Origin of the sequence: Vibrio sp. 1562 (genome assembly GCF_033340155.1) — a bacterium.
Classification (GTDB): domain Bacteria; phylum Pseudomonadota; class Gammaproteobacteria; order Enterobacterales; family Vibrionaceae; genus Vibrio; species Vibrio alginolyticus.
In genome coordinates, this window is sequence record NZ_JAWOVY010000021.1 from 48153 (window position 1) to 73272 (window position 25120).

Sequence of the window (25120 nt, forward strand, 5' to 3'; positions counted from 1 at the left end):
CGTAAATAAAGAAAAAGGTCTTCAACTGAAGACCTTTTTTAATGAGCAATAAATACTTACTTAGTTGTGGCTCACCACAATCAAACGCAGCGAGTCGAGCTGAACCTGAGCTTGGTTGATGTAACCAGTGAGCTCTTTAATTTGTGCGTCGATAGCTTCAATTTCTTCGTCACGAATATTTGGGTTCACCGCTTTCAGTGCTTGCAAACGCTCAAGCTCTGCATTCAAACTGTGCTGCATATCTTGATGAGCTTGCTTGCGTACTTCTTCGACCTTCTCTTCAATAAGAACATCACCAGCTTCAATTAAGCGGTGTACGTCTTTCTGTACCGACGTAACCAACTTGCTACCTAAGTGACGGTTTACAGGGCTGAGCTGGCGGTTAAAGCTTTCAAACTCCACTTGAGCAGACAAATCATTACCACGCGAGTCCATCATTAAACGGATTGGCGTTTTCGGTAAGAAGCGCGCGATACCACTGCGTTTTGGCGCTTGCGCATCTACCGCGTAAATCAACTCAAGAAGAATAGTCCCGACTGGTAACGCTTTGTTTTTCAATAGAGATACCGCAGACGTCCCCACCCCTTCACTCATAAGAAGATCGATACCACCCTGGATCATTGGGTGTTCCCAACTGATAAAGTGCATATCTTCACGAGATAACGCTGTATCACGATCAAACGTGATCGTCGCTCCTTCGTATGGCAGACCTGGGTAGCTTGGCACCATCATGTGCTCAGATGGGGTCACAATCAGGGCGTTTTCACCTTTATCGTCTTGATTCAAGCCAATCGTGTCAAAAAGAGAAAGTGCGAAGGTGACCAGATTGGTATCGCCGTCGGTTGATTCAATTTTCTCAACGATTTGTTGTGCTTTTTCCCCGCCATTTGAATGCATTTCTAATAGGCGATCACGGCCTTGCTCCAATTGGGATTTCAGCTCTTTATTCATTTTTGCTGACGCTTCAATGATCTCATCTAGCGTGCTGGTATCACCAGAGGCAAGAATTTCAATCAGATCATCGGAGTACTTATCGTAAACAGCACGGCCTGTTGGGCAGGTTTCCGCAAAAGCGTTCAGGCCTTCATCGAACCAACGTGCTAGGATCGCTTGCGATGTGCCTTTCAGGTAAGGAACATGAATGTCGATATCGCGATTTTGACCGATACGGTCCAAACGACCAATACGTTGCTCAAGCAAGTCTGGGTTGAATGGCAAGTCAAACATGACAAGTTGGTTGGCAAACTGGAAGTTACGACCTTCAGAGCCGATTTCGCTACAGATAAGAACTTGTGCTCCACCTTCTTCTTGCGCAAAGTAAGCCGCCGCTTTGTCACGTTCAAGAATCGACATACCTTCGTGGAAAACGGTGGCGCGGATACCTTCACGCTCACGCAGTGCTTGCTCCAATTGCAGTGCGGTACTCGCACGAGAAGCAATCACGAGGATTTTCTCGCTGCGCTTCTCTTTTACTTTTTCAAGCAACCAATTCACACGCGAGTCAAACTGCCACCAGCTCGCGTCATCGCCTTCAAATTCTTGGAAAATTTCTTCCGGGTAAAGGTTCTTCATCGCACGTGCTTCAGAACTCATCTTACCGCCAATCATTCCAGCAACACGCATTGATGTAGTGTATTGCGGTGGAATATCCATTGGCATCAGATGCACGTTACGCGTAGGGAAGCCTTTGATGGCCGCGCGCGTGTTACGGAACAAAACACGCCCTGTACCATGACGATCCATCAAGTTATCGATCAGCTCTTGGCGTGCCGACGCTTTAGCTTCTTCGTCCGCTTCACTTTCAATAATACGGAAAAGTGGTTCTACGTCTTGTTCAGACAACAACTCAGTGATCTGGTTTTTTGCTTCATTAGGTAGCTTTTCACCGGAAAAGAGTGAAGTAATCGCATCTGCTACGGGCGCGTATTGCTCTTCTTCCTCAACGAATGCTTCGTAATCATAGAAGCGGTCTGGATCCAACAAACGCAGACGAGCAAAGTGACTCTCACGACCAAGCTGCTCTGGCGTTGCAGTCAGTAGCAACACACCTGGAGTACGTTCAGCCAAGCCTTCTACCACTTGGTATTCACGGCTCGGTTTATCTTGGCTCCATTCAAGGTGATGCGCTTCATCGACAACCAGTAGGTCCCATTCACCTTCCAGTGCTTGTTCAAAACGCTTGCGGCTCTTGCGTAGGAAATCCAAAGAACACAGCACATATTGCTGAGTATCAAATGGGTTTTCTGCATCCGCAAAAGCTTCGATACAGCGCTCTTCGTCAAAGATAGAGAAATGCAGATTGAAACGACGCATCATCTCAACCAGCCATTGATGCTGCAGTGTTTCAGGCACCACAATCAAAATGCGTTCGGCACGACCAGACAGAACTTGTTGGTGGATGATCATACCCGCTTCAATGGTTTTACCCAAACCTACCTCATCCGCCAACAAGACGCGTGGCGCGTGACGACGGCCAACTTCGTGCGCGATGTAAAGCTGATGAGGGATCAAACCTGCACGCATACCGCATAGGCCACGCATTGGGCTCTTATGCTGCTCAAACTGGTTGGTTAGCGCACGGTAACGCAGAACAAAGTTGTCCATACGGTCGATTTGACCGGCGTACAACTTATCTTGAGGTTTGTTAAAACGAATTTGGTTGCTAAGGAAAATCTCACGCAGAACAACAGCGGTTTCTTGCGTGTCTTCACGAGTACCGAAATAGGTGTAAAGACCTTCATCTTCCAGTACTTCTTCTACTTTTAGAGACCAACCTTCTTGGCAATCGATGACATCCCCAACATTAAAGGTGACTCGGGTAACAGGTGCATCGTTACGTGCGTAAACTCGGTTTTCCTCTGACGCTGCAAACATCAATGTCACAGTACGAGCATCCATTGCTACAACGGTACCTAAACCTAAATCGCTTTCCGTATCGCTAATCCAGCGCTGCCCCAAAGCAAATGTCATGAATTGACTACCTCGTTATTAGTTCTTGATTCGTATTTCTTGTTGGTCTACTCATGCCCGTAGGCACGGATAATAGTTTAGATCTGATTCTGGCTTCTGCTATGCCGATAGCATTCGTCATTCCAGTATGAACTGAGTATTTTTTAAGCCAGCTCAACATGATAAATCGGACGTAGCCTATACGCAGAAAAAGGTCGCTAATCTTACTTGAAGCTGTGATTTAGGTCACGCCGAAACCGCACCAAGCAGAAACTTTTTTTCCCAAACTCTAAATGCAATCAAATTGTAAAATACTCATGCCAATTATTAAGTTGTAGAACGTAAATATTACGTATACTTCTAATGAGGGGCGTTTAAAACCATTGCATATGATTTAAGCGCGTTAGTACACGATTAGGATCAACACGGGTTTGCAGTAAGTTGTCTTGCTACTCGGTTGCACACTAGCCGACATCAGCCCGACAACCTCTATTGCAAGCAATCAGAGTTAGGTCACTTCACACCTATTTGGAAACGACCTAACAACTCGCATGCAGAGCCGTACTACGGCAAGGAGACGCTATGGGCGATACCGATCGGAAACTGTTTGTACTCGATACCAACATTCTTCTTCATGAACCCTTTGCCATCTTCTCTTTCCAAGAACACGATGTCGTTATCCCCATGACCGTGTTGGAAGAACTCGACCGAATCAAAGACAGTAAGCGCGACGTTGCAAGAGATGCGCGCGTGGCTATTCGCACCTTGGAAGATTTGTTTAAAGAAGCAACGCCAGATGAAATCTCTGAAGGCATTCCTGTTTCTAAAGACAACCCCGACCAAGGTACTATTTCCATTTTGGCGGATTTTGAACTGCAGGAAACTGTCAAAGCCTTCGCCGACAAAGCCGGTGACAACCGTATTCTCAACGCGGTGCTTTATCTGCAAAATAAACGTGCACCACGTGAAGTGGTACTGATCACGAAAGACATCAACATGCGTCTGCGAGCCAAAGGGGCTGGTGTACGCTTTGTTGAGGACTATAGAACCGACCAACTGATTGACGACATTCAATACCTAACCAAAGGCTTTCAATTGCGTGAAGGTGATTTCTGGAGCGGTATTGAGGAAGTAGAAAGCTATGCTCTGGGCGGAAAAACTTACCACAAACTCAGTCGCGAACCCTTCGACCCAACCTTTATCAACCAATACGTTATTGATGAAGACAGTGACTTTGCTGGTCGCGTAGAAACCATCAATGAAGACAAGCTAACGCTTCTCGACCTGAGCCGCGAACGTCTAATGCATCGTAAGGCTTGGGACATCACACCTAAAAATATCTACCAGGGAATGGCGTTAGATGCCTTACTCGATCCAGAAATTGACTTGGTGATTCTAACGGGTGCGGCGGGTAGTGGTAAGACATTACTGGCAATGGCAGCAGCATTGGAGCAAACCATTGAAAAAAGCATGTTCGATAAAATTATCGTAACACGTAACACGCCAGATATCGGTGAATCCATCGGCTTCTTACCCGGCTCCGAAGAGGAGAAAATGATGCCGTGGTTAGCGGCGGTGACCGATACCTTGGAAGCACTACATAAACACGATCACTGCACTGAAGGCTCATTGAAGTACATCTGCGATAAAGCCAACATTCAATTTAAATCGATCAACTTTATGCGTGGCCGTTCGATTCAAAATGCGTTTGTACTGCTTGATGAGTGTCAAAACCTCACTGCATCACAAATCAAAACCATCATTACCCGCTGTGGCGAAGGAACCAAAATCGTCTGCTCCGGTAACTTGGCGCAGATTGACTCTCATTACCTCACCCCAGTGACATCAGGATTGACGTACATGGTTGAGCGCTTCAAGAACTTTGAAGGCAGCGCAAATATTCACCTCAACGGCGTGGTTCGTAGCCGCTTGGCGGAATTTGCTGAAGAAAACCTGTAATTGACACCGACTCACAAAGCAAAAGAGCGCTCTAATGAGCGCTCTTTTTATAACGATTCGACTGAGTTACTCCGTGCCACCCACTGTCAGTGAGTCCAGCTTCAAGGTCGGCTGACCAACACCAACTGGCACACTTTGACCTGCTTTACCACATACGCCAACGCCCTTGTCGATACTTAGGTCGTTACCGACCATAGACACTTGCTGCATTGCTTCGATACCTGAGCCAATCAACGTCGCACCTTTAACAGGGCGCGTAATTTTACCGTTTTCAATCAAGTACGCTTCCGATGCAGAGAACACAAACTTACCCGAAGTAATGTCCACCTGGCCGCCACCAAAGTTTGGCGCATACAACCCTTTCTCGACCGTCGAGATAATTTCTTCTGGCGTATGTTCACCTGGAAGCATGTAAGTGTTGGTCATACGAGGCATTGGCAAGTGTGCATACGATTCACGACGACCGTTACCCGTTGGATTTACACCCATTAGCCGCGCGTTTAGCTTGTCTTGCATATAGCCTTTCAGCACACCATTCTCGATAAGCGTGTTGTACTGACCGTTTACCCCTTCATCATCCACATTCAGTGAACCACGAAGGTCTTTTAACGTGCCATCATCGACGATGGTACACAACGAAGACGTCACTTGTTGACCCATTTTGCCAGAGAAAACCGAAGATTCCTTCCGGTTAAAGTCACCTTCTAGGCCATGACCTACCGCTTCGTGTAGCAACACGCCAGGCCAGCCAGAACCCAATACCACTGGCATCATGCCAGCTGGTGCGGCTTCTGCTTCAAGGTTGATTAACGCCATGCGAATCGCTTCGTCTGCGTAATGAAAAGCTTGTTTCACACCATTGCTTTCCGTTAAAAAGAAATCGTAACCGAAACGGCCGCCGCCACCAGCACTACCGCGTTCACGTCGTTCACCTTTTTGTGCGAGCACGCTAATAGACAAACGCACCAAAGGACGAATATCGCCTGCATAAGTACCGTCTGTTGCCGCAACAAGCATCTGCTCATGCACACCGCTGATGCTGATCGAGACTTCTTTAATCAATGGTTCTTTAGTGCGGATGTAAGCATCTAGAGATTTGAGCAATTCTGTTTTTTGCTGCTTTTCCCATTCAGCTAGTGGATTCACAGCGGCGTAGTACGCTTGGTTTTCGGTGCGTTTAAACGCTTGGACTTTGCCATTTTGCCCTTGCTGAGCAATACCGCGCGCCGCCATTGCACTCTGCTTCAGGCCTTCAGGCTGGATTTGATCAGAGTAGGCAAAGCCTGTTTTCTCGCCAGTTACTGCACGGACACCAACACCACAATCAATGTTAAAAGAGCCATCTTTGATGATGCTATCTTCTAGAACCAGAGACTCATGCCAGCTGGACTGAAAGTAAATGTCCGCATAATCGATCTGGCGCGTCGCAATGCTGGCAAGCGTGTCAGCAATGTCTTGTTCTGTCAGACCATTTGGGGCAAGGAGTGCCTGTTCTATTTGGTTTGTGCTCATAGTTAGCTCTTTTATTTCCGTCTCAATTCATTTTGAAAGCGACTGTGTTGAGTCAGCGGCATATTCTGCCTTACTTGTTGGCTTTGTGACAAATCTATCTCTGTCACCAATAAGCCTACTTCATCCTGAAGCTGTTTATGGATACGTCCCCAAGGGTCAACGACCATTGAGTGTCCCCATGTTTTTCGTCCACATGGATGCGTTCCAGTTTGTCCGCTTGCCAAAATCCAACATTGTGTCTCAATCGCTCTAGCTCGCAATAATACTTCCCAGTGAGCTTGCCCCGTCACAGCGGTAAACGCAGCGGGCACCACAATGATATCCGCCCCTTCTTGACGCAATACTTTATAAAGTTCTGGGAAACGTAAATCATAACAAATACTCAATCCAACACTGCCGATATCAGTTTCCGCAACGACTATTTGATTACCCGCCATAAACGTATCCGACTCACGATAACTACCATAACCATCGGCTACGTCGACATCAAACATATGCAGTTTGTCATAGTGAGCAATGCATTTACCGTGCGGCGGAAATACAAGTGTTGTGGTGGTGACACCTTTTGCGGTTTGAATGGGCATGCTTCCGACAATTAGCGTTAACTGGTTCTTTCTAGCGATTTCACAGAGCCGCTGTTGAATCATGCCACTGCCAAGTGGCTCTGCATGTTGATGATAAGCTTCGCGACTGGAAAATAGCACTGTATTTTCAGGAGTAAGAACAAGTTTGGCACCTTGCTTGCTCGCTAAAGCACACTGTTTTTCAATGAAGTCCAAATTCGCGTTAATATCCGGACCCGAAGTCATTTGAATAATGCCAACACGCTCCATGTGTTTCCTCCCTATTCCATTATATTCGGTGAGTTATTTGGCCTGTTCACGCAGTTTTTCTGGCAGCTTGTATTCACCTTTACTTCGCGAAATTTCTTTCACCGTTGGTGAATCTAGTGGGCCTTTCACTTCATAATTGACTTGAGTGAAGACCTCAACCACCGGAGATATCACCGTAGAGATGGCCAAGACATACAAAGCAGTTTGAGGCGCAACGGCAAACGCGGTCAGCATTGGTAGGCCTGATGTGATGTCTGGTGTGAATTTCACTTCCGCATCAACCATTCTGCTGTTCATATTAGCGATGCCGCGGATTTGCATTTCCCCTGCTAACGCATCCATTACGATATCATTGGTGATAAACACACCGTCTTGGATTTTGCCCGTTCCCGTGATCGAGTTGAATGCCATGCCTTTATCGAATACGTCGGTAAAGTCGAGCTGCATCTTACGGATGATAGAATCCAAGCTAAACAAGCCTAACAAGCGTGCCGCACCACTAACTTCACTGATCACGCCTTTACCAAATTCCGTTGAGACGTTTCCTTGCAAGGTTTGTGTCTTCATTGACCAAGGTGCGCCGTCCCATTCCATATTGGCATTGATCTCAAATGGTGCTTGTTGAATGCCTGATGTAATACCAAAGCGCTCCATAAGATCGGTGTTGTTATCACCTTTCATTTTCATGGTTAAGTTGGAATGGCTACTCTCTTTCGTCAGGTCCCACCAACCACTCATATCAATGCGGTTTTTGCCGCTACTAAAGGTGATATTTTTCCACTCCAAACGGTTCTGGCGACGCTGCAAATCAACATTCACTTTGCCCACTTTGTAGCCTTGCAGCCAAAAATCATCAATGTTCAAAGTTAAGTTTGGCATCTCTGCGTGAAACTTGCGGTCAAAATTGGTAATCAAAGGTGCGTTTTGATCTTCACTCGCAAAGATTGAGCTGCGCTCTTTGGTCATCTCTTCAAACCCTGGAATGTACAGATGCAAGTGCTCTAAAGAGACCGATAGATCATAGGGTTTCAGATAGTTAGCTTTCCCTTTAACCTCTTGACTGTCCACATCGAGTTGCCAACTCAAATTTTTCTTGCTTGCTGAAAAATCCACATCATGAAACTCAATCCCACCGAGCTGTAAGTTTGGCGTTTCAACTTCAATGCGTGTCGGCAATGGAATGGTCGGCGTTTTCATGCTTGCCAAAACAGACGATGACGGCTTGCTCTCAGAGACCTGCGCAAGCTCCGCCCATTGGTCTAAATTCAGTTCTTCGACACGCACCGAAGCATCGTGCCCGACAATAGGACTAATCCGGAAGCCACCTTTGCCAACCATTAAATGAGTCGCAGTCAGAACCGGGACATCGCCAGCGATATCTATCTCAGTTTGATACTTCACATTTGGGATCTGTAGTCTTGCTGAAATACTCTCTTGGTTACCGGATGCTTGCAGTTTCGCTTGCCCAGACTCACCAATTTTTTTCGCTAAAGGATAAGGATATTGACTAGCCAGACGATTTAGCTGCGCCAGCACTTCAAGCTGATAAGTGAAACCAACATCATTGAGTTGCAAGTCAATGTCCATTTGCCACGGCGCATGGCCAGAAACAAGGTTTAACCAACGCTCACCGACATAGGGTTTGAGAGGCTCGACATCCCAATCTCCTAGTGTATTAATTGTCACGTTGTAGCCTTGCTCCGCACTCTCCCCATGGAAATCAAGAGAGATAGGCTGTTGTAATAATTCGGCCGACAAACCCGATGTGGTAACCACATCATTGTCGAAGGTGATACGCCCTGTGGCGTTTTCAAGCGTCATTGGCGGCGCTTCAATATCAACACGATTTTCTGTTAAATCGGCATAACCCCAAGCGCGAGACTCTTTCTCAAAATCAAACGGTATATTGAGTTGAAACTCAGAGTAAACGGGACCACTCACTTGCAGCGCTGTCAATGCGGCACCGACTGAATCCACTAATGGCGTCGCCATCATGTAGTCACGGACTTCATTACCCGGCGCGCTTGCTTTCGCTTCAATCTCGATGTGTCCACCTTCTGCCAACTCAGGGATTCGCCCAGTGATACGCTTGGCATGAACGCCATTTAGTGTGGCTGATTTTGAATCCAAATACATGGCATCATTTTCAAACAGCAAGTCTAGCTGCAAATCCGTGATGGTTGGCCATGCCGTATCAAAGCTAAATTTCGCGTCTTTTAATCCAACCCAAGCTTGGAACATGCCATTATGTTCTTTGTAAGGAAAATCACCTAACTCGCCATACCACAACAATTTCGCTGTATTCACTTTTCCGCCCTGAATCGCGGTCGAAAGATAGTCGGTCAAGTCTTGTCCAAGTGCCAGAGTCGGTAGATAGCGCCATGTTTCACCCGCGTTGTAGAGATCCGCTTCGGCATAGAACGATAAAAATGGGCTTTGTTCTTTTGGGAAATCAAGACGAAATGCCCCCAAAACTTGAAGATCAGGCGTTGCTGCCGTCACTTTATCCGACCACAAACGCCAACCCGCATCATCTTGCTGCCAGATAATATCGACTTCACCTTGTTTGATATTCAGCGGAGCTTGGAATACATCGCCGTACGGAAAGACATCATCAATGACGGTGACTTTTGCTTTAGCTTGATTCACATCCCCCGATACGCTGCCCTGTACGTGATGAAACCCGGGTAGGAGCTCCCATTGTGTCATCGCGAGTTCATCCAGTTCAGCCGAGTAGCGTAAGGTGTCTAAACCACCGTTCATTGACAATCGGACATCTTCGACCCGACCTTTCGGTGCTAGTTTGTTAATAAGGTCGCTGGTCGACTCTGACTCCGGAGCCAGCTTGATGAGCGGAATGAGTGCTTCGATGTCGAGTTGAGAGAGATTAAGCATCCAGCCGTTTGGTTGCCAATCAAACGCGACGTCTAGCTCTGGCCAAGGGGTATTATCGGTTCTGATCTGAAGTGAGTGGCCATTTACTTTCCAGCCTTGTTTATCTGGTCGAAGATTGAAAATTCCAGACTCAATAAACAGCTCATGATGTCCATCTTCATTCCACACCAACTCGGAAGGCAGCAATTCAACATAAGCATCATGCGGTTGGCTATGTTTGAGCGTTAGCCAAGTATTTAAGCTGACTTTACCCGACTCTGCTCCTGACTCTTCTTGCATGTAAGTGGTCAGCCAAGGTGTGACCGAGACATCTTGAGCACTCACGTAAAACTCACCAGATACATCACGCAACGAGCCATGATCTTTAAAGTTAGCGCTTACTAACAATGAGTTCAGGCGAACATCGGCAATGCTAACCGTGCCTTCGGCTACGTGACGTTTCCCTTGATTGCTCCAACGAAGCTGCTCAATATCTAAACGGCGAGTTTCACCAGACACCGACTTATACCAAATCCGTGAATCGCTAATAGTGAAGTCTTCGAACTGACGTAAAAGAAGTGAGTCGAGTTGGTCAATGAGTTTCACTTCGCTCTTATCCACTTCAGGCTTCGGATCTTGACGATGAGAAGTCGGCAGAATGTCTACCGTGTGAATGTCTAAAGCGAGGTTATGAATGGTAAGGTCTGCAACTACAGGTTTAAGTTGAAAAAGAGATTGAATAAGGTCGAACTCAATTTGGACTTCTTCAACAGCGAAGCGTGCATCTTGCACGTTTGGTAGATTTGCCTCTAAACCCAGTAACGCGATTGAGGAATGATTATTGCGCCACGTCCCTGCGACATTGGCAATAGAAACGTCAAAACCTGTGCCTTGTTTGACCCAGGTTTTGATCTCATCTTGGAAGTGGTTAAGTTGCGGCAGTGTGACGCGAAGCGTGGTTACTAATATGGCTAATAACACTAATACAGTAACTAAACTCCACGCACAAAAACGCCCAAAACGGTTAACACCAGAATTCACAAATGTTCCAAATTACATCATTACGACGTCAAACTGTTCCTGAATGTACAGGGGTTCAGCCTGAACTCGCACTTGCTTGCCAATAAATACTTCGAGCTCAGCCAACGCATGAGACTCATCGCCCAATAGCGCTTCAGCAACAAACGGCGATGCGTACACGACAAAATTATCGGCGTCGTAAGCACGGTTCACACGAGTAATCTCGCGTAATATCTCAAAGCATACGGTTTCGACCGTTTTCACGCTGCCACGGCCTTCACAAGTAGGACAGCCAGAACACAAGATATGTTCAATACTTTCTCGCGTGCGCTTACGCGTCATTTCAACTAAGCCAAGCTGGGTAAAGCCGTTGATGTTGGTTTTTACTCGGTCTTTCGCCAGCGCCGTTTCCAGTGAGGTAAGTACTCGCTGACGATGCTCTTCGGATGCCATATCGATAAAATCAATAATGATGATACCGCCGAGGTTACGTAAACGTAGCTGACGCGCAATAGCTTGCGTTGCCTCTATATTGGTATTGAAGATAGTCTCTTCGAGATTACGACGACCAACAAATGCACCCGTGTTGATATCGATGGTGGTCATGGCTTCGGTTTGATCGATGATCAAATAGCCGCCCGATTTTAGCTCGACCTTGCGCTCTAAAGAACGCTGAATTTCGTTTTCGGTGTCGTACATGTCAAAGATTGGCTTGTCACCTTCGTAAAGCTCAAGCTTATCTGTTAACTCCGGTACATACTCAGAAGTGAATTCTTTCAGGTTTTCATATTCAAGGCGGGAGTCGACCATGATCTTATCGAGCTCTGTGCCAACAAAGTCACGCAGAATGCGTTGAGCTAAGCCGAGTTCACCGTAAAGTGTTGAACGCGTTTTGTATTTTGAGCGACGCTCCATGACTTTTAACCACAAACGCTTTAAAAATGCCGCATCTTGAGAGAGCTCTTTTTCATCAGCGCCTTCTGCCGCGGTACGAATGATAAAACCACCGTGCTCATCGCAGTAATGGTTCACCACCTTTTTCAAACGCTCGCGCTCTTTTTCACTTTCAATACGCTGCGAAACACCGACATGGCTGGCCCCCGGCATAAAAACAAGATAACGCGAAGGTAAGGTGATATCCGTCGTTAAACGCGCACCTTTCGTGCCGAGCGGATCTTTGACCACTTGCACAACAATGTCTTGTCCCTGGCGTACCAGTTCAGAGATATCACGGACTTGAAACTGCTGTTTTTCGTTTTCTGCCACACATTCGGTATGAGGAACAATATCTGACGCATGTAAAAACGCCGCTTTATCTAAACCAATGTCGACGAAAGCCGCCTGCATACCTGGTAACACTCGACTTACTTTGCCTTTGTATATATTGCCCACAATACCGCGACGCGATTCGCGCTCGATATGTATTTCTTGTAGTACTCCACCTTCAATCATGGCCACACGAGTTTCACTCGGGGTCACGTTAAGCAGCAATTCTGCACTCATGTGCACACCTCAAAACAATTATAAAAATTCTTGAATTAGCTGATCGGTTTCGAACAAAGGTAAGCCTACTACAGCGTGATAACTGCCTTCGATTCGGGTGACAAATCGCCCTCCGAGTCCCTGAATACCATAACTTCCAGCTTTATCGCATGGCTCTCCTGACTGCCAATATTGTTCGATTTCTTCGTGAGTCAGTGGTTTGAACCACACGTCAGTGGTAACGACCACTGAATGTTGTTGTTCCGATGATACAACGCTCACCGCAGTCATCACTTGATGACGACGACCGGATAAGTCAGTAAGCATACGCTTTGAATCTTCAAAACTTTTTGGTTTTTCTAGCACACGGTCATCGCATACTACGACCGTATCAGAGCCCAATACAACGGAATCAGGCTTAGCCAACGCTAAGCCTGCCTGAGCTTTTTCCAAAGAAAGACGCAACACGTAATCTCGTGCTTGCTCATGAGCCTGTTTGGCTTCCTCAATATCAGGCAATACGATCTCAAAATCATAACCCAGTTGAGCAAGCAGCTCTTTTCTTCTCGGAGAACCCGATGCGAGAACGAGAGATAAGCTTTTCTTCACCGCTTTACCTTACGTGCCATGCACGACGAACTCGTCGCATTAATAAAAACATCCATGGCCAAAGTATACAGTTTATTGCCGCCGTCCACAGAGATAATGGATTAAATACTACGTCCTGGTTCAAATATTCCCCACAGAATATCAAAACTTCCAATAACGCAGTAAAAAAGGCAATTAAAATCGACTGTTGCCACAATGCCATGTTGCGAATCAACAGGAAATTCAGCGCCACAAGGTAGATAACGATCGACATCATCATGCCACGAATTCCAAGCGTTGAGCCGATCAAGATATCCCACAATAAGCCCAACACTAGCGCAGTTCCGACGTTCACTCGGTGCGGTAGTGCCAACACCCAATAACACGTGACAAGGAACAACCATGACGGACGTAACACATCTAACACACCTGGCCATGGAATGGTTTGCAGTACCAGCGCAACGAAGAAACTGACACCAATCACCATTCGGCTACTCAATACATTATTGGCCATCGGTTACCTCTTGTTCTTGCTCTAACCCTTCATCTACATTGGACCGTAGTACTTTGTGTTGACGGTCTTCATTCGGCCAAATCAGCAGTAGGTAGCGTAAGCGATCAAATTCCACAACCGGCTCAGCCTTGATTGAGGCGAACTCTTGACGCGTATCGTGATCCACATTGGTAACCGTCGCGACTGGATATCCTTCAGGGTAAATACCACCTAAACCGGATGTCACCAATAAATCACCAACCTGAATATCTGTGCTGGTTGGAATGTGCTCCAGTTGGATTTCATCCATTTCACCATTGCCCGATGCGATCACTCGGATATCATTGCGGATCACCTGGACAGGAATTGCATTTTTCGCGTCCGTTAGCAGCAGAACACGTGCGTTGTGCGCTGCGACAAACGTGACCTGACCAACGATGCCTTTCTCATTGATAACAGGCTGACCAACGTAAACACCATCAATACGGCCTTTATCGATCACCACTTGATGACGATAAGGTGAAGTATCAACCGCCATTACTTCTGTCACGACTTTCTTTTCATCACGGACAAATGAAGATCCTAACAACTTACGTAAGCGTTGGTTTTCTTCTTTATACTGGTCGAGCAAGATAAGCTCGCTTTTCAGGCGTAGCACTTCTCGCTTTAAGCTGCGATTGCCTTCAACCAATGCCTGATGAGAATTAAAACGTTCAAATACGCCATCGAACATACTACGAGGTAAATTCGCTGCGTACTGAATCGGTGCAACCATACTGTTTAGTAGGTATCGAACGTTGGAAAACGTATCTAGACGACTATCGGCCAGCATTAAGCTCGCCGACACGATGACAGCAAAAAACAGACGTAATTGCAGAGACGGACCTCTGCCGAAAATCGGTTTCATCTTGTTTTTGACCTGATTGCTTCCATGATTATTGAGCCTTACTTGGCAACCTAAAAATACTTAACTAAATACTTTTAGGTATGGAGCATGTTTGAATTACAGAGAGAGCAGAAATGAAGGTGAAGCCCGACATGAGCTTCACCTAAACCTTTATTCTTCAGAGAACAGATCGCCACCGTGCATGTCGATCATTTCTAGTGCTTTACCGCCACCACGCGCAACACACGTTAGTGGATCTTCCGCGATAACCACAGGAATACCAGTTTCTTCCATTAGTAGACGGTCTAGGTCTTTAAGTAGTGCACCACCACCGGTTAGTACCATACCGTTTTCAGAAATGTCTGAAGCAAGCTCTGGTGGACACTGTTCTAGTGCAACCATGACTGCTGATACGATGCCAGATAGCGGCTCTTGAAGCGCTTCTAGGATCTCGTTTGAGTTCAAGCTAAAGCTGCGTGGCACACCCTCTGCAAGGTTACGACCGCGAACTTCAATCTCTTGAACTTCATCACCAGGGTAAGCAGAACCGATTTCGTGTTTGATCTTTTCAGCCGTTGCTTCACCAATCAAGCTGCCGTAGTTACGACGTACGTAGTTGATCACAGCTTCATCAAAGCGGTCACCACCGATACGTACAGACGATGAGTAAACCACACCGTTTAGAGAGATAACGGCAACTTCAGTTGTACCACCACCGATATCGACCACCATTGAACCTGTCGGCTCAGATACGCGTAAACCAGCACCAATTGCCGCCGCCATTGGCTCGTCGATTAGGTAAACTTCACGCGCACCAGCACCAAGTGCTGATTCACGAATTGCGCGACGCTCAACTTGGGTAGAACCACAAGGAACACAAACAAGAACACGTGGGCTTGGCTTTAGGATGCTGTTATCGTGCACTTGCTTGATAAAGTGCTGAAGCATTTTTTCGGTTACGTAGAAGTCAGCGATTACGCCGTCTTTCATTGGGCGAATAGCGGAAATGTTGCCAGGTGTACGACCAAGCATCTGTTTTGCTGCGTGACCGACTGCAGCAACGCTTTTTGCAGAACCTACACGATCTTGACGAATAGCAACTACAGAAGGTTCATCAAGGACAATTCCTTGCCCTTTTACGTAAATTAGAGTGTTGGCTGTACCTAAATCGATAGATAGATCGTTAGAAAACATGCCACGAAGTTTCTTAAACATACTCTTCGCTCATCCTGCAAAAATATAGAAGACAAAAATTGCTCTAAATGTACCAATGCCTCGCTGTCACAGCAAGGTATTGGTACACAAACATGAGCAGAAAGCCTCAGTTTCTTGCAGTTTCCTAACTTAAGGGCAAAAACCTAAGTTGTTACTGTCCGGTTAACCCTGGCTCACCACGGTAAATCACGCGATCGTTACCTCGATGAATACCAAAGGTGACGACGGAGGATGGGTTTTCTTCGGAGCCATCATTGTCCCAGTCGTATTTGAGCCAAGGGAGGTTGTTACCACTAGGGTCGAGATTAAGCCAAACTTCAGCTTGTTGACGTCCACAGTCTGCGCGCTCTTGCTTAGCAATAAGTTCACGCATGGCACCATCGTTAACCGTCGTTCTGACGCCTTCAAGTAAAATGTCGCAGTCGGAGCCATCATCAGGCCAAACTGGCTCCTGGCTTTTTAGAGTTGGGGACACTGTTGTCCCGTTATCCTTACTGTTTAAAACGAATCGGGTATCTCTCCAATACTCCACTCTAAGGGGGATATTAACAGATTTACCCTGATTCACTCCCACATCATCCAGAGCTATGCGACCAAACCTGACATCAGGTTGCGATAGTAGCTGTTGCGAAACCATTCTATCTTCAGTGCTATTTTGCCCTTCTTTTAAGAACATCGTAGGATCAACATAGCCAGATACTTTAGTTCCATTATTATTAAGTGAAAGCGAAATAGACGTTTCGATGGAACTATCCTTGTCTGCCGGTAGTTTTGAATTAAATGGACCATCGGGACTCGGCAAAGATAAATCTTTACGCCAATAAACTGAGTTATCCCAAGTTTTGCTCCACACAGCTCCCGACCAGTTATCACTAGTCAAATCGGAATCCAAAATGCTAAGTCTATCTGAGTAACCACCAGCCAAATACAAATCTGCTTTTAAAGAATTGGCAAAACCACCATAATTTTGAGTTGTGTAACCGTTAGCGTTATATGCTGTGACTTCAAACTTAACCGATTCAAAATTCTGTCCCATATATACAGATTGATTCTGATTATCAGGGTAGGTCCACTCTGTCCCGGTGACTTTAAAGTAATCCGGATAGAAGCGCCCAATGGTTAACTTACCATCGGCTATTTTAAATGCATTACTACCAAGATATAGAGATGTGCCAATATCATCGCCATTTTCATCTTTAGCAACTGGTGCCTCAGCAATAAGCTCGAAAACACCGACTTCTGAAACCGATTGATCAAACGTCACACTACCACGAGACCATTTACTTGATTCTGGTAGCTTCTCATTTAGAAGTTTGGCTAATGAACCATTAGACGGGTACTTCACTTTATTACTAACCGTAATAGTCTTCTCTTGATAGTTCTCAGCAACCGTATCATCATCTTGCAATGCCGAGATGGTTAACTCAAAAACTTCACCAGCAGCAACAAACCCCGAAGAACAGCCATTTTCACTGTTGGTGCACTCTCCGCTCTTATCACCACTCTTTGAAGTAACTTTCAGTTTTGAAGGAAAACTAACGAAGCTGCCGAATCCATCCGAGTCATCAACACCTTCAACACTGGCTTTAAGTTTGACCTTTCCAGCTTCAGAGTATCTCAACTTAAAGAATGCCTTGCCTTCATCATCAAAATAAACATTAGGCAGGTATTTATTAGCTCTGGTTAGCTCGACATTTGAACTCCATTCCACAGCCTGATCTTTCACTTTTTTCTTGTAAGAAATCACGACAGGTTGAGAGCTATCGATCGGTGCCACTTCATAATCAATCGACATATTAACACCGCGAGATTCTCCGCCGTCTTCAGTTCGAGTTGAACAAAACGATAGGTAGTCCTCCCCCGTAGTTTCGCGACTAGCAACTACATCATTAACATTCACCGCAAGCACATTTGAAGCGAAGGTTACATTACAGTTGTTAGCAGATAGTGGCCCGCCATTAATTCGACATCGTGCCCCTTCAAAGCCAAACTGTGGTACGGAACTTTGATCGATACCCAAAGTAATATCGCCAGCTCTTGAACCTTGCAGCTCAAGCTGAGTTTCATTCTCAAACTGTACATTTGTACCACCAACCCAGTTGGCAACATTATTGCCAGTAGATGGAAGTAAAGTGACAGAGAGAGGCGTTAAGCTGCCATCATCGTATGCATCTCTAGGATATTGCTCAGAACAACTTTCATTCATACAAGCTCTAAGTGTCACATCAGAAGCCTGACACGTACTGCCTGAGCCTGAGTAGTCAAACTCGAAATGATGAATACCATCTGTTAATCGCGAGTACTTGTCCGCACAGACTCGGAAGTTATCAATATCATGCGTATTGGTAAGCATACCTGTGGATGCCGTTACCGACAGACGGAAGTTATCTGGAATATAGTTAAAACCACCTTTTTCCAAAACGTTAAACTCTTCGATAACAGGATCCCATCCGCCATTTTTTCCAACTTTTCGAAATACAGCCAGCGTTATCGTATCGGTGTTACGCGAATTTAAAACTACTTTATAACGATGCAGTTTCTCTTTACCTTTTCGATTATCCAACGAGCTGCTGTATTTTTTGCCAGTGATATACGGATAACCTTTCAACCACTTACCATTCGCATCTTGGACGCCCTGTCCACGCACCCCAACATTATCAGCAACACTATTTGAAACGATTTTCTCGCTCCCTTCACGAATGTAGTTACCAAACTCATCAATACCAATACCTAGCCAACCACCAGCAAAGCCTTCTACATCTTTGGAGACTTCAGGGTAGTGATTCTTTAGAAGCTTCATCCCGTAACCAAGCGGACCACCAAATGCCCCGGTTTGAGGAGGGACACTCGCATCAGAAATCACCAGCGCAACACCGTCAGCACCATTCCCACCATATGCATTGTGATCAAAATCAATCTCTAAATAGTTCTGATCTGACGGAAAAATATAGTTATATGCAGAGGCTGTTGCCTGCTCTGGTTTATTTGAGTTTAAGATGAAACGTCCATCAGAGATATGGGGCTCGTCACTGGTACCAAAGCCCATCACCGACCAGTTTGACAATGAACCTGAATTGAAGTTTTCTTCTGGTAATAGTGAACATTGCTGTGTTGGCGGAATAACAGGAACTAATTCAGGACAAAGTGAGGCTACAGCCTCTATTGGGCACTCTCCGGTCTGGGGGGGCTGACAGTTGGGATCATCTACACCACAATAAATGTCACTATCATTGTACTCGTAAGAATGTGATTTTGAGTTAACAGAACCACAGACGGTCGAGCTTTTTACTGTGGCTTTCCCGTGGGACTGAATCGCTTCACTAAGAGTATAAACACCTCGATTTTGATCGAGTTTAGAGTTAGTCAACGATACTTCGCTACCTGTTGATTCTACCCGGCCACAAACCAATGAGTTTTTAATATCGACTTTATGTAGAGCGAGAATATTTCCGTGTACTTGGTTATTGGCTTCTAAAATAACCTCTAAGCCCTTACTGGTAACGTCACCCGTAACTTTTGTTTCATTTAATGTAACCCGGCTTGATGCAGAAATATCACCTTGAATTTCATTCCCGCTTTGCTCAGTTTTCACCTCACCACCGATACTTGTCACGCTACCTTCGACATGGGTTTGCTTCAACGTAACCGTTCCAGCAGCTTCAACGTTACCGCGAATGATATTGTCGCTTTGTTCGGTTTTTATCGTGCTCGTTTTACTCGTAACATTTCCTTCAATAACCGCTTGAGAAAGAATAACCTCCCCATGCGTGGACAAGATCGAACCATAAACATGCGATCGGTTCTTAAGTTGAATTTTACCGTGCGACTCAATATCACCATAAATATCATAGCCACCGTTATCTCCGATAACATCGCTGGTCTCGTTAATAAGGTCAATATGAGCATTAGATTTACCGATCTGGTTGTTGCCAGCGAGTTGAATAGTACCTCGTACACGAATCGTCATTTTACTATCAGACACAATAGTATCGCCGTTATTCAACGTGAGTCCGTTCGGGCATACGTAGGTTGTAGGCCTAACAAAAAAATTAAATCGATCTTGGTAACTACCGTTATCACACAAATCGCTTGCACCTTCAGGGACCCACCTCACCCAGTCCCAACTTGGCGTAATATCGTGAACCTTAGCGAGAACGTTCGCCGTACTCATCATACATATCAAGGCTAAGCAAATCAGTTTTTTCATTCTTGTTATTACTCCCGAACCCAAATCTCTTGCTGGCGCTCAACTTGCGATAAGCCCGAGCCACAAACGGCCGTAGCTTGCACCCTAAATAGTGACTCTGCTGCTGGTGTTCCTAAGTTTAAAGTGCCTAAATCTACACAACTCATTGGGCTAAGCCTACATCCGGTCCCTTGTGTGACATTAGGCATTGCACCGCTTACCGTATTTGTGCAGATTGTCGCGACGCTATCACTCGTACCATTGATGGGATATAACCTTGTCAATGCCCACTCATTTGCAGACTGAGCAACAAACCAAGCTTTTGTTCCCAAAAACTCTCTTGTTAATCCGCTTTGATTCGACCATGTCACTTTCATTAAAGAGGAAGCCAAATATCCCATTACAATAATGACGAACAACACGATGATTAGTACATTTCCGCTGGAGTTTCTTCTATGGGACATTGAGCACCTGCACATCTTGTTGATACACACTACGTTCACCATCCTGCTCAAACTCTAAATTGATATGAACTAAACCACCTCGTTGCAGAGTTGGCTCTAGATAACGCATACCACTTACGGACGAATCGACACTATCCGCAACCGTAATACCATTTCGCGTAACTCGCTTGGTATCAAAACAGTAGCGAACCTCCGACTTCTCTTGATAAATATAAAGACGGCTAGAAACAGAGGATCCCGTAATCGTACTTGCCCCCCCACTAACAACAAAAACCTTACCTGTTTTAGCTAAACCACCAATGGCTATATTTCGCGAAGAAGTTGATTGTAAATCTTCATATCGGCTCGGATTTATCACCATCCTGCGATTCGCAGGAATAGGATTAAGCGTTGAGTCATTACCTAGCAAAAACTCTAAATCATTATTCTTAAACGTGTAAAAACCAGAATATTCAATCGGCACAAACTCTAGACAATTAGTTGTTCCTTTTGGCACATGAAAACTATTAGGTACAGCATGGCGGATTTCTCGGGTCATCTTTTCTAAAACAAACTGAGCCTGTGTTTGTATTCGTTGGCGATCGATAGTATCAGCGTAACCTTTCATTCCTAACTGGACATACCCAGCTATCCCCAACATGATGAAGCTGCCGACCACAATCGTAACTATCATTTCCATTAAGGTGAAACCACGATCTTTCATCAGTAGTTCCCCTTAATAGCTGTTAAAGTAAGGGGCTGCGTGTTCCCCGCAAAAATCCTTAATGTTACTTTTTTGTATTCGGTTATTTCATCGGGAGCTTTATCCGTCAGATCATCATAGGCAACGCTAATTTCTAATCTAAAGTTTTTGTACTGCTCAGTACTGTCCGCACCAAGTACATCACTAATATTCCCTCTAGGGACACCATCACACTGAGAAGCCGTTGTAGATGTGCTCCAACACCCGATATAGTCATCGACATCATTGAAATCACTAGGCGTTGTTTCCAAGGAACCGTCTAGTTTTTTATCCGCACCTAATTTATTTACGTCAGTGCAGCTCACTCCATTCTCACCACACCGAACGGTGCCACCATCAAAGTCGCTGTTTTCATCGAAGCCTCGCGACAATATCTGAGACATAAAACCTTGGCCTAATGCAGCGGCACGAGTTTGATAATGAGGTATAGCTGAGTCTCGAATTTGAGGGACAAGAAAAGAAGTAAACGCCACCATCGCAATGCCCATTAAAACAATCGCGATGATCATTTCTATTAACGTAATGCCACTAGATTTCTTCATGAGCATGTACCTTTTGAAACATAACCTTGAGTATTAATTTCAACTTGGCAGCGGCTTCGACCATGTTTATCTTCAATCAGGATTGAAACTCCACCACTCGCAGAATTTATAGGATTACCCAACAAATTAAACTCGATTGGATTAGTTACGGCATTGGTCAGTGAAAACTTTGCGGATTTATCAATAACTACGTCACTACGAGCATCTTGTGCACTGCCTGTTAGTGTGCAGGCAGCAACTGAACCAATGCATGAGCTAGAAACTTGTAAACGAAAGTTATTATCAGTTTTTTTTTCAAAATTCGACTGCATACGATTCACCTGCACTTGGCGAATAACAGAAATCACGCGTTCTTGTAATGCATATGCAGAGAAACTGCCAGAGCCCATAAAACGGCTGGCTGCAAAAAGTGAAAGGATAGAGAGGAGAACAATCACGAGGATTAACTCCATTAACGTAAACCCTAATGCAGAGCTGCGAATTTTCATAACCCAACCTTAGGCTTAGAACAAGCGAGATAAGTATACGATGAAATTATGAGATTAATGATAGGTTTATAATTTTTCGATTCGAAATGTGAACAGACGAACAAATAGCCAATGTCTAGTTATTTCTCCCCTTTGAACGACTAATCTCTTCTTCAATTCGATCGTAAGTTTCTTTATTGCTTAGCGTCTCAGAAACGTGCTCCGCGGTTTGCTTGGTTTGCTCCCATTTTGCTTCGTATGTTTCTGGTCCAAAACTGATATACCGAGGCAATAGCACGTAGCCAGCGACGGCGAGAAAAGTCAGCAGCACGATAAATTCAGTAGTGCTTAATCCTCTGATGCTTTTCACTGCTCAGTCCCTAAAAAATTAAAAGGGGCTTTCGCCCCTAAACTCTATGAGCCAGATGCAACTTTAGTACATTCAGTCACTAATGATGCTTTAGCTGGCAAAACATCGCCATCTTTATTTTTATATGCTTCAGCATACTGAACACACTGGTCCACACCACTTTCTGATGCGTAAGTGACTTTACCTGGAACTCCATCTGTAGTGCCAGCTTGAGCTGTACGCGTTTCTGTTTTAATCAACGTCCAGTCATTTGTATCACTAAGGCCCTGTACCGCTTTACCGATACCAGCCTCATTTGCTGTTGGGTAACCCAAATAAATCGTAATGTCTTCAACTTTGGTATCTGCAGCTGTTTTGGTTTCTTTCCCTTCAACCGCTGCTTTGCCGTAAACAATACCCGCAGCGCCATCCATTGCGCCTTTCAGGCCCTGGTTAACTGCTTTGCGAGCATCGTCCTGCAGGTTAAGGAAACGTGGTGCTGCAGTGACCGCTAGAATACCTAGGATTACAATTACCACTACCAATTCGATAAGGGTGAAACCACCTTGTCTTTTCATTGTTTACTCTCTCTATGTAAGCATGCAGTACAACTGCAAAGTTTTGTTTAGGTCACGCGACCATTTTGGATATTGTCAAAACGGTTTGGGGCAGCAACGTTCACTAAAACTGACCGTGAAGTGGATACTGTATCTACCGCTTGAGCAGAATGACGATTCGCCATTATTCAGTTCATGCTGCAATGAGAAAAACACATTATTGTTTACCCTCTATTACAGCTTCTTACTTATGGTAATGATTGCATTATACCGACTTTCAATACCAATTATAGTGATTAGGTGTCAAAAAATTCACTCCGCCGACATTTCGACGTCTATTTTCAGTTGATTAGCTGTTGAAATAACTACAATCGACTGACCATTTTCATAAGTGTATTGACAGACATAACGATCAGTTTTGATGACTCCACTGATATCTATTAACTTGTTGGTCATTATTTTACGTTGGGGGTAATGCACCGCTAGCCAATAACCACAATCTAATACACCTTGCTGAGTAAAGGGAGACACTAACCCGTCCTCAGTCATAGTAAGGTTAAAACCATCCATCAGCATATGTTCTGGCTCGCCTTGTACTAGCCAAGCTTGACGATAACGCTGAACACTATCTTGCATCCAAACTCTCGCTAACTTCGCTCCAGTTACTTGTGCTTGCTCGGTCACAGGACGTAATTTGACCGCCAAACCCACCGCCATAATCGTAGCAATAACCCCAAACACAATAAGCGTTGCTCGGCTTTGATTTTCAACCACGCATTAGCCGCCTTTGATAATGTCGAGCATTCCCCACATTGGTAGGAAGATACCCAATGCCAGCACCATGACCATGCCTGCGACAATCACCAAAAGTAATGGTTCTATTCTTGCGGTCAGTGTTTTTAGATCGTAATCAACTTCTCGATCGTAAAAGTCCGACACCTCCAGCAGCAACTCATCAATACGACCAGTTTCTTCACCTACTGCAATCATCTGAATCACCAATGGGGTAAATATTTTACTGTTGATGGCCGTCACTGAAATGGTGCTACCCGCTTCAATTGCGGACTTCATCTCAAGAATTCGGTTTTCTAAAAAACGGTTCCCTAATGCTTCCCCGGCCAAAGCCAAAGACTGGTTAAGTGGCACACCTGATTTCAGCATCAACGAAAAGGTTCTGGCAAAACGAGAAAGCTGCGCACGATTAACGATATCGCCTACAATTGGCAGCCGAAGCCGAAACTTATCGAACTTCTCCCGACCATCAGCCATCGCCACCCACGCTCTGAATACAGTAAACGCGCCAATCATTGCTACAACCAGCAACACCCAATAATTAACAAAGAAATTAGAAGTCGCGATCAAAATACGCGTCGGCAATGGTAGCTCAACCCCAAAGCGCGTGAACATCGATGCAAACTCAGGGATCACCAAGATATTCAATACAAACATGGCGATGGTGATAAAGATAATGACAAACGTCGGATAACGCATCGCCGCTTTAATGCGTTTGCGAGTCTCAAGTTCCTGTTCGTAGTAATTCGCCAGTTGCAATAGCGCTTGGTCAAGCCGACCCGTATTCTCACCGACGTTGATCATAGAAACAAATAGTGGGCTGAATACTTTGCTGTGTTGCTGCATCGCAGAAGACAAACCTCGGCCATTACTCAGTTCAGAAACGACATCTTCTAGCGCCTCTTTGAGCTGTTTGTTTTCGCAATTTTGCAACAAGCCACGCATAGAGCGCAGCAAAGGTACGCCAGCTTTAGTCAAACTAAACAACTGGCGAGAGAAAAGAATAATTACTTCCAACGGAATAGCAGGCACAAACAGCTTAGATAAGCTCACTTGGCTTTTTGCCGACTCTTTCTCTAAACGTACATTGAGCGGGATGACCCCTTTATTCATCAATGCTTCCGCCGCAGCTTCTGAGTTCACTGCTTCGATTTTGCCGTTAGTGGATGAGCCGTCTAACGTGCGGCCTTGATAACGAAAAGTTGGCATT

At 45.3% G+C, this 25120-nt stretch carries 19 protein-coding genes; 1 reads left to right on the forward strand and 18 read right to left on the reverse strand.

The window, feature by feature from the left end; genetic code table 11:
- Positions 1–60: 60 nt before the first annotated feature.
- On the reverse strand, positions 61–2970 hold the full coding sequence (gene rapA, locus R7Z49_RS18695; RefSeq protein ID WP_005388434.1) for an RNA polymerase-associated protein RapA: 2910 nt from the start codon (positions 2968–2970) through the stop codon (positions 61–63).
- Positions 2971–3531: 561 nt separating this feature from the next.
- On the opposite strand from rapA, the gene R7Z49_RS18700 reads away from it, so the two are divergent.
- Positions 3532–4908: a PhoH family protein gene (locus R7Z49_RS18700; protein WP_005381133.1), complete on the forward strand. Its 1377-nt coding sequence runs from the start codon at positions 3532–3534 to the stop codon at positions 4906–4908.
- A 66-nt stretch (positions 4909–4974) separates the two neighbouring features.
- Here the strand turns inward: R7Z49_RS18700 and tldD are convergent, their stop codons facing one another.
- The 17 genes from tldD to R7Z49_RS18785 form a co-directional block, all read right to left on the reverse strand.
- Positions 4975–6420 (reverse strand): metalloprotease TldD, encoded by a 1446-nt coding sequence (gene tldD, locus R7Z49_RS18705; RefSeq protein WP_005381134.1) that lies wholly within the window; start codon positions 6418–6420, stop codon positions 4975–4977.
- An 11-nt stretch (positions 6421–6431) separates the two neighbouring features.
- Positions 6432–7253: a carbon-nitrogen hydrolase family protein gene (locus tag R7Z49_RS18710; protein WP_005381136.1), complete on the reverse strand. Its 822-nt coding sequence runs from the start codon at positions 7251–7253 to the stop codon at positions 6432–6434.
- A 33-nt stretch (positions 7254–7286) separates the two neighbouring features.
- Positions 7287–11168 (reverse strand): YhdP family protein, encoded by a 3882-nt coding sequence (locus R7Z49_RS18715; protein ID WP_318111917.1) that lies wholly within the window; start codon positions 11166–11168, stop codon positions 7287–7289.
- A 12-nt stretch (positions 11169–11180) separates the two neighbouring features.
- A complete protein-coding gene (gene rng / locus R7Z49_RS18720) occupies positions 11181–12650 on the reverse strand; it encodes a ribonuclease G (protein WP_005381138.1) in 1470 nt (489 codons plus the stop codon).
- 18 nt (positions 12651–12668) lie between these two features.
- On the reverse strand, positions 12669–13238 hold the full coding sequence (locus R7Z49_RS18725) for a Maf family protein (RefSeq protein ID WP_005381139.1): 570 nt from the start codon (positions 13236–13238) through the stop codon (positions 12669–12671).
- A gap of 4 nt (positions 13239–13242) precedes the next feature.
- Positions 13243–13731, reverse strand: a complete 489-nt coding sequence (gene mreD / locus R7Z49_RS18730; protein ID WP_005381141.1) for a rod shape-determining protein MreD — start codon at positions 13729–13731, stop codon at positions 13243–13245.
- Positions 13721–14617 carry a rod shape-determining protein MreC gene (gene mreC / locus R7Z49_RS18735; RefSeq protein ID WP_005381142.1) on the reverse strand — a complete coding sequence of 299 codons (897 nt, stop codon included), beginning with the start codon at positions 14615–14617 and terminating at the stop codon, positions 13721–13723. Before mreC ends, mreD begins: the two co-directional genes overlap by 11 nt.
- A gap of 150 nt (positions 14618–14767) precedes the next feature.
- Positions 14768–15811, reverse strand: a complete 1044-nt coding sequence (locus R7Z49_RS18740; RefSeq protein WP_005381144.1) for a rod shape-determining protein — start codon at positions 15809–15811, stop codon at positions 14768–14770.
- A 151-nt stretch (positions 15812–15962) separates the two neighbouring features.
- Positions 15963–20018 (reverse strand): DUF6701 domain-containing protein, encoded by a 4056-nt coding sequence (locus R7Z49_RS18745; RefSeq protein WP_318111918.1) that lies wholly within the window; start codon positions 20016–20018, stop codon positions 15963–15965.
- 8 nt (positions 20019–20026) lie between these two features.
- Positions 20027–20461 (reverse strand): MSHA biogenesis protein MshP, encoded by a 435-nt coding sequence (locus R7Z49_RS18750; RefSeq protein ID WP_186584633.1) that lies wholly within the window; start codon positions 20459–20461, stop codon positions 20027–20029.
- Positions 20451–21164 carry a PilW family protein gene (locus R7Z49_RS18755; protein ID WP_104979757.1) on the reverse strand — a complete coding sequence of 238 codons (714 nt, stop codon included), beginning with the start codon at positions 21162–21164 and terminating at the stop codon, positions 20451–20453. The genes R7Z49_RS18750 and R7Z49_RS18755 overlap by 11 nt, the downstream gene beginning before the upstream one ends.
- On the reverse strand, positions 21164–21745 hold the full coding sequence (locus R7Z49_RS18760; RefSeq protein WP_132937235.1) for a prepilin-type N-terminal cleavage/methylation domain-containing protein: 582 nt from the start codon (positions 21743–21745) through the stop codon (positions 21164–21166). Before R7Z49_RS18760 ends, R7Z49_RS18755 begins: the two co-directional genes overlap by 1 nt.
- Entirely contained in the window at positions 21742–22233 is a 492-nt protein-coding gene (locus R7Z49_RS18765) for a type II secretion system protein (RefSeq protein WP_132937236.1), read from the reverse strand. Before R7Z49_RS18765 ends, R7Z49_RS18760 begins: the two co-directional genes overlap by 4 nt.
- A gap of 115 nt (positions 22234–22348) precedes the next feature.
- A complete protein-coding gene (locus tag R7Z49_RS18770) occupies positions 22349–22582 on the reverse strand; it encodes an MSHA biogenesis protein MshA (protein ID WP_132937237.1) in 234 nt (77 codons plus the stop codon).
- Between the two features lie 44 nt (positions 22583–22626).
- A complete protein-coding gene (locus R7Z49_RS18775; protein ID WP_132937238.1) occupies positions 22627–23139 on the reverse strand; it encodes a type II secretion system protein in 513 nt (170 codons plus the stop codon).
- Positions 23140–23430: 291 nt separating this feature from the next.
- Positions 23431–23892 carry an MSHA biogenesis protein MshF gene (locus R7Z49_RS18780; RefSeq protein ID WP_132937239.1) on the reverse strand — a complete coding sequence of 154 codons (462 nt, stop codon included), beginning with the start codon at positions 23890–23892 and terminating at the stop codon, positions 23431–23433.
- A 3-nt stretch (positions 23893–23895) separates the two neighbouring features.
- A complete protein-coding gene (locus R7Z49_RS18785) occupies positions 23896–25119 on the reverse strand; it encodes a type II secretion system F family protein (protein WP_318111919.1) in 1224 nt (407 codons plus the stop codon).
- Between the last annotated feature and the right edge of the window lies 1 nt (position 25120).

What these genes read in the sequence shown, in the direction of transcription:
- R7Z49_RS18775 (WP_132937238.1), bottom strand. Translation starts at nt 23,139, where the DNA reads ATGAAAAGACAAGGTGGTTTCACCCTTATCGAATTGGTAGTGGTAATT.
- rapA (WP_005388434.1), bottom strand. Translation starts at nt 2,970, where the DNA reads ATGACATTTGCTTTGGGGCAGCGCTGGATTAGCGATACGGAAAGCGAT.
- R7Z49_RS18755 (WP_104979757.1), bottom strand. Translation starts at nt 21,164, where the DNA reads ATGAAAGATCGTGGTTTCACCTTAATGGAAATGATAGTTACGATTGTG.
- R7Z49_RS18740 (WP_005381144.1), bottom strand. Translation starts at nt 15,811, where the DNA reads ATGTTTAAGAAACTTCGTGGCATGTTTTCTAACGATCTATCTATCGAT.
- R7Z49_RS18785 (WP_318111919.1), bottom strand. Translation starts at nt 25,119, where the DNA reads ATGCCAACTTTTCGTTATCAAGGCCGCACGTTAGACGGCTCATCCACT.
- R7Z49_RS18700 (WP_005381133.1), top strand. Translation starts at nt 3,532, where the DNA reads ATGGGCGATACCGATCGGAAACTGTTTGTACTCGATACCAACATTCTT.
- tldD (WP_005381134.1), bottom strand. Translation starts at nt 6,420, where the DNA reads ATGAGCACAAACCAAATAGAACAGGCACTCCTTGCCCCAAATGGTCTG.
- mreD (WP_005381141.1), bottom strand. Translation starts at nt 13,731, where the DNA reads ATGGCCAATAATGTATTGAGTAGCCGAATGGTGATTGGTGTCAGTTTC.
- mreC (WP_005381142.1), bottom strand. Translation starts at nt 14,617, where the DNA reads ATGAAACCGATTTTCGGCAGAGGTCCGTCTCTGCAATTACGTCTGTTT.
- R7Z49_RS18765 (WP_132937236.1), bottom strand. Translation starts at nt 22,233, where the DNA reads ATGAAAATTCGCAGCTCTGCATTAGGGTTTACGTTAATGGAGTTAATC.
- R7Z49_RS18750 (WP_186584633.1), bottom strand. Translation starts at nt 20,461, where the DNA reads ATGTCCCATAGAAGAAACTCCAGCGGAAATGTACTAATCATCGTGTTG.
- R7Z49_RS18760 (WP_132937235.1), bottom strand. Translation starts at nt 21,745, where the DNA reads ATGAAGAAATCTAGTGGCATTACGTTAATAGAAATGATCATCGCGATT.
- R7Z49_RS18710 (WP_005381136.1), bottom strand. Translation starts at nt 7,253, where the DNA reads ATGGAGCGTGTTGGCATTATTCAAATGACTTCGGGTCCGGATATTAAC.
- rng (WP_005381138.1), bottom strand. Translation starts at nt 12,650, where the DNA reads ATGAGTGCAGAATTGCTGCTTAACGTGACCCCGAGTGAAACTCGTGTG.
- R7Z49_RS18745 (WP_318111918.1), bottom strand. Translation starts at nt 20,018, where the DNA reads ATGAAAAAACTGATTTGCTTAGCCTTGATATGTATGATGAGTACGGCG.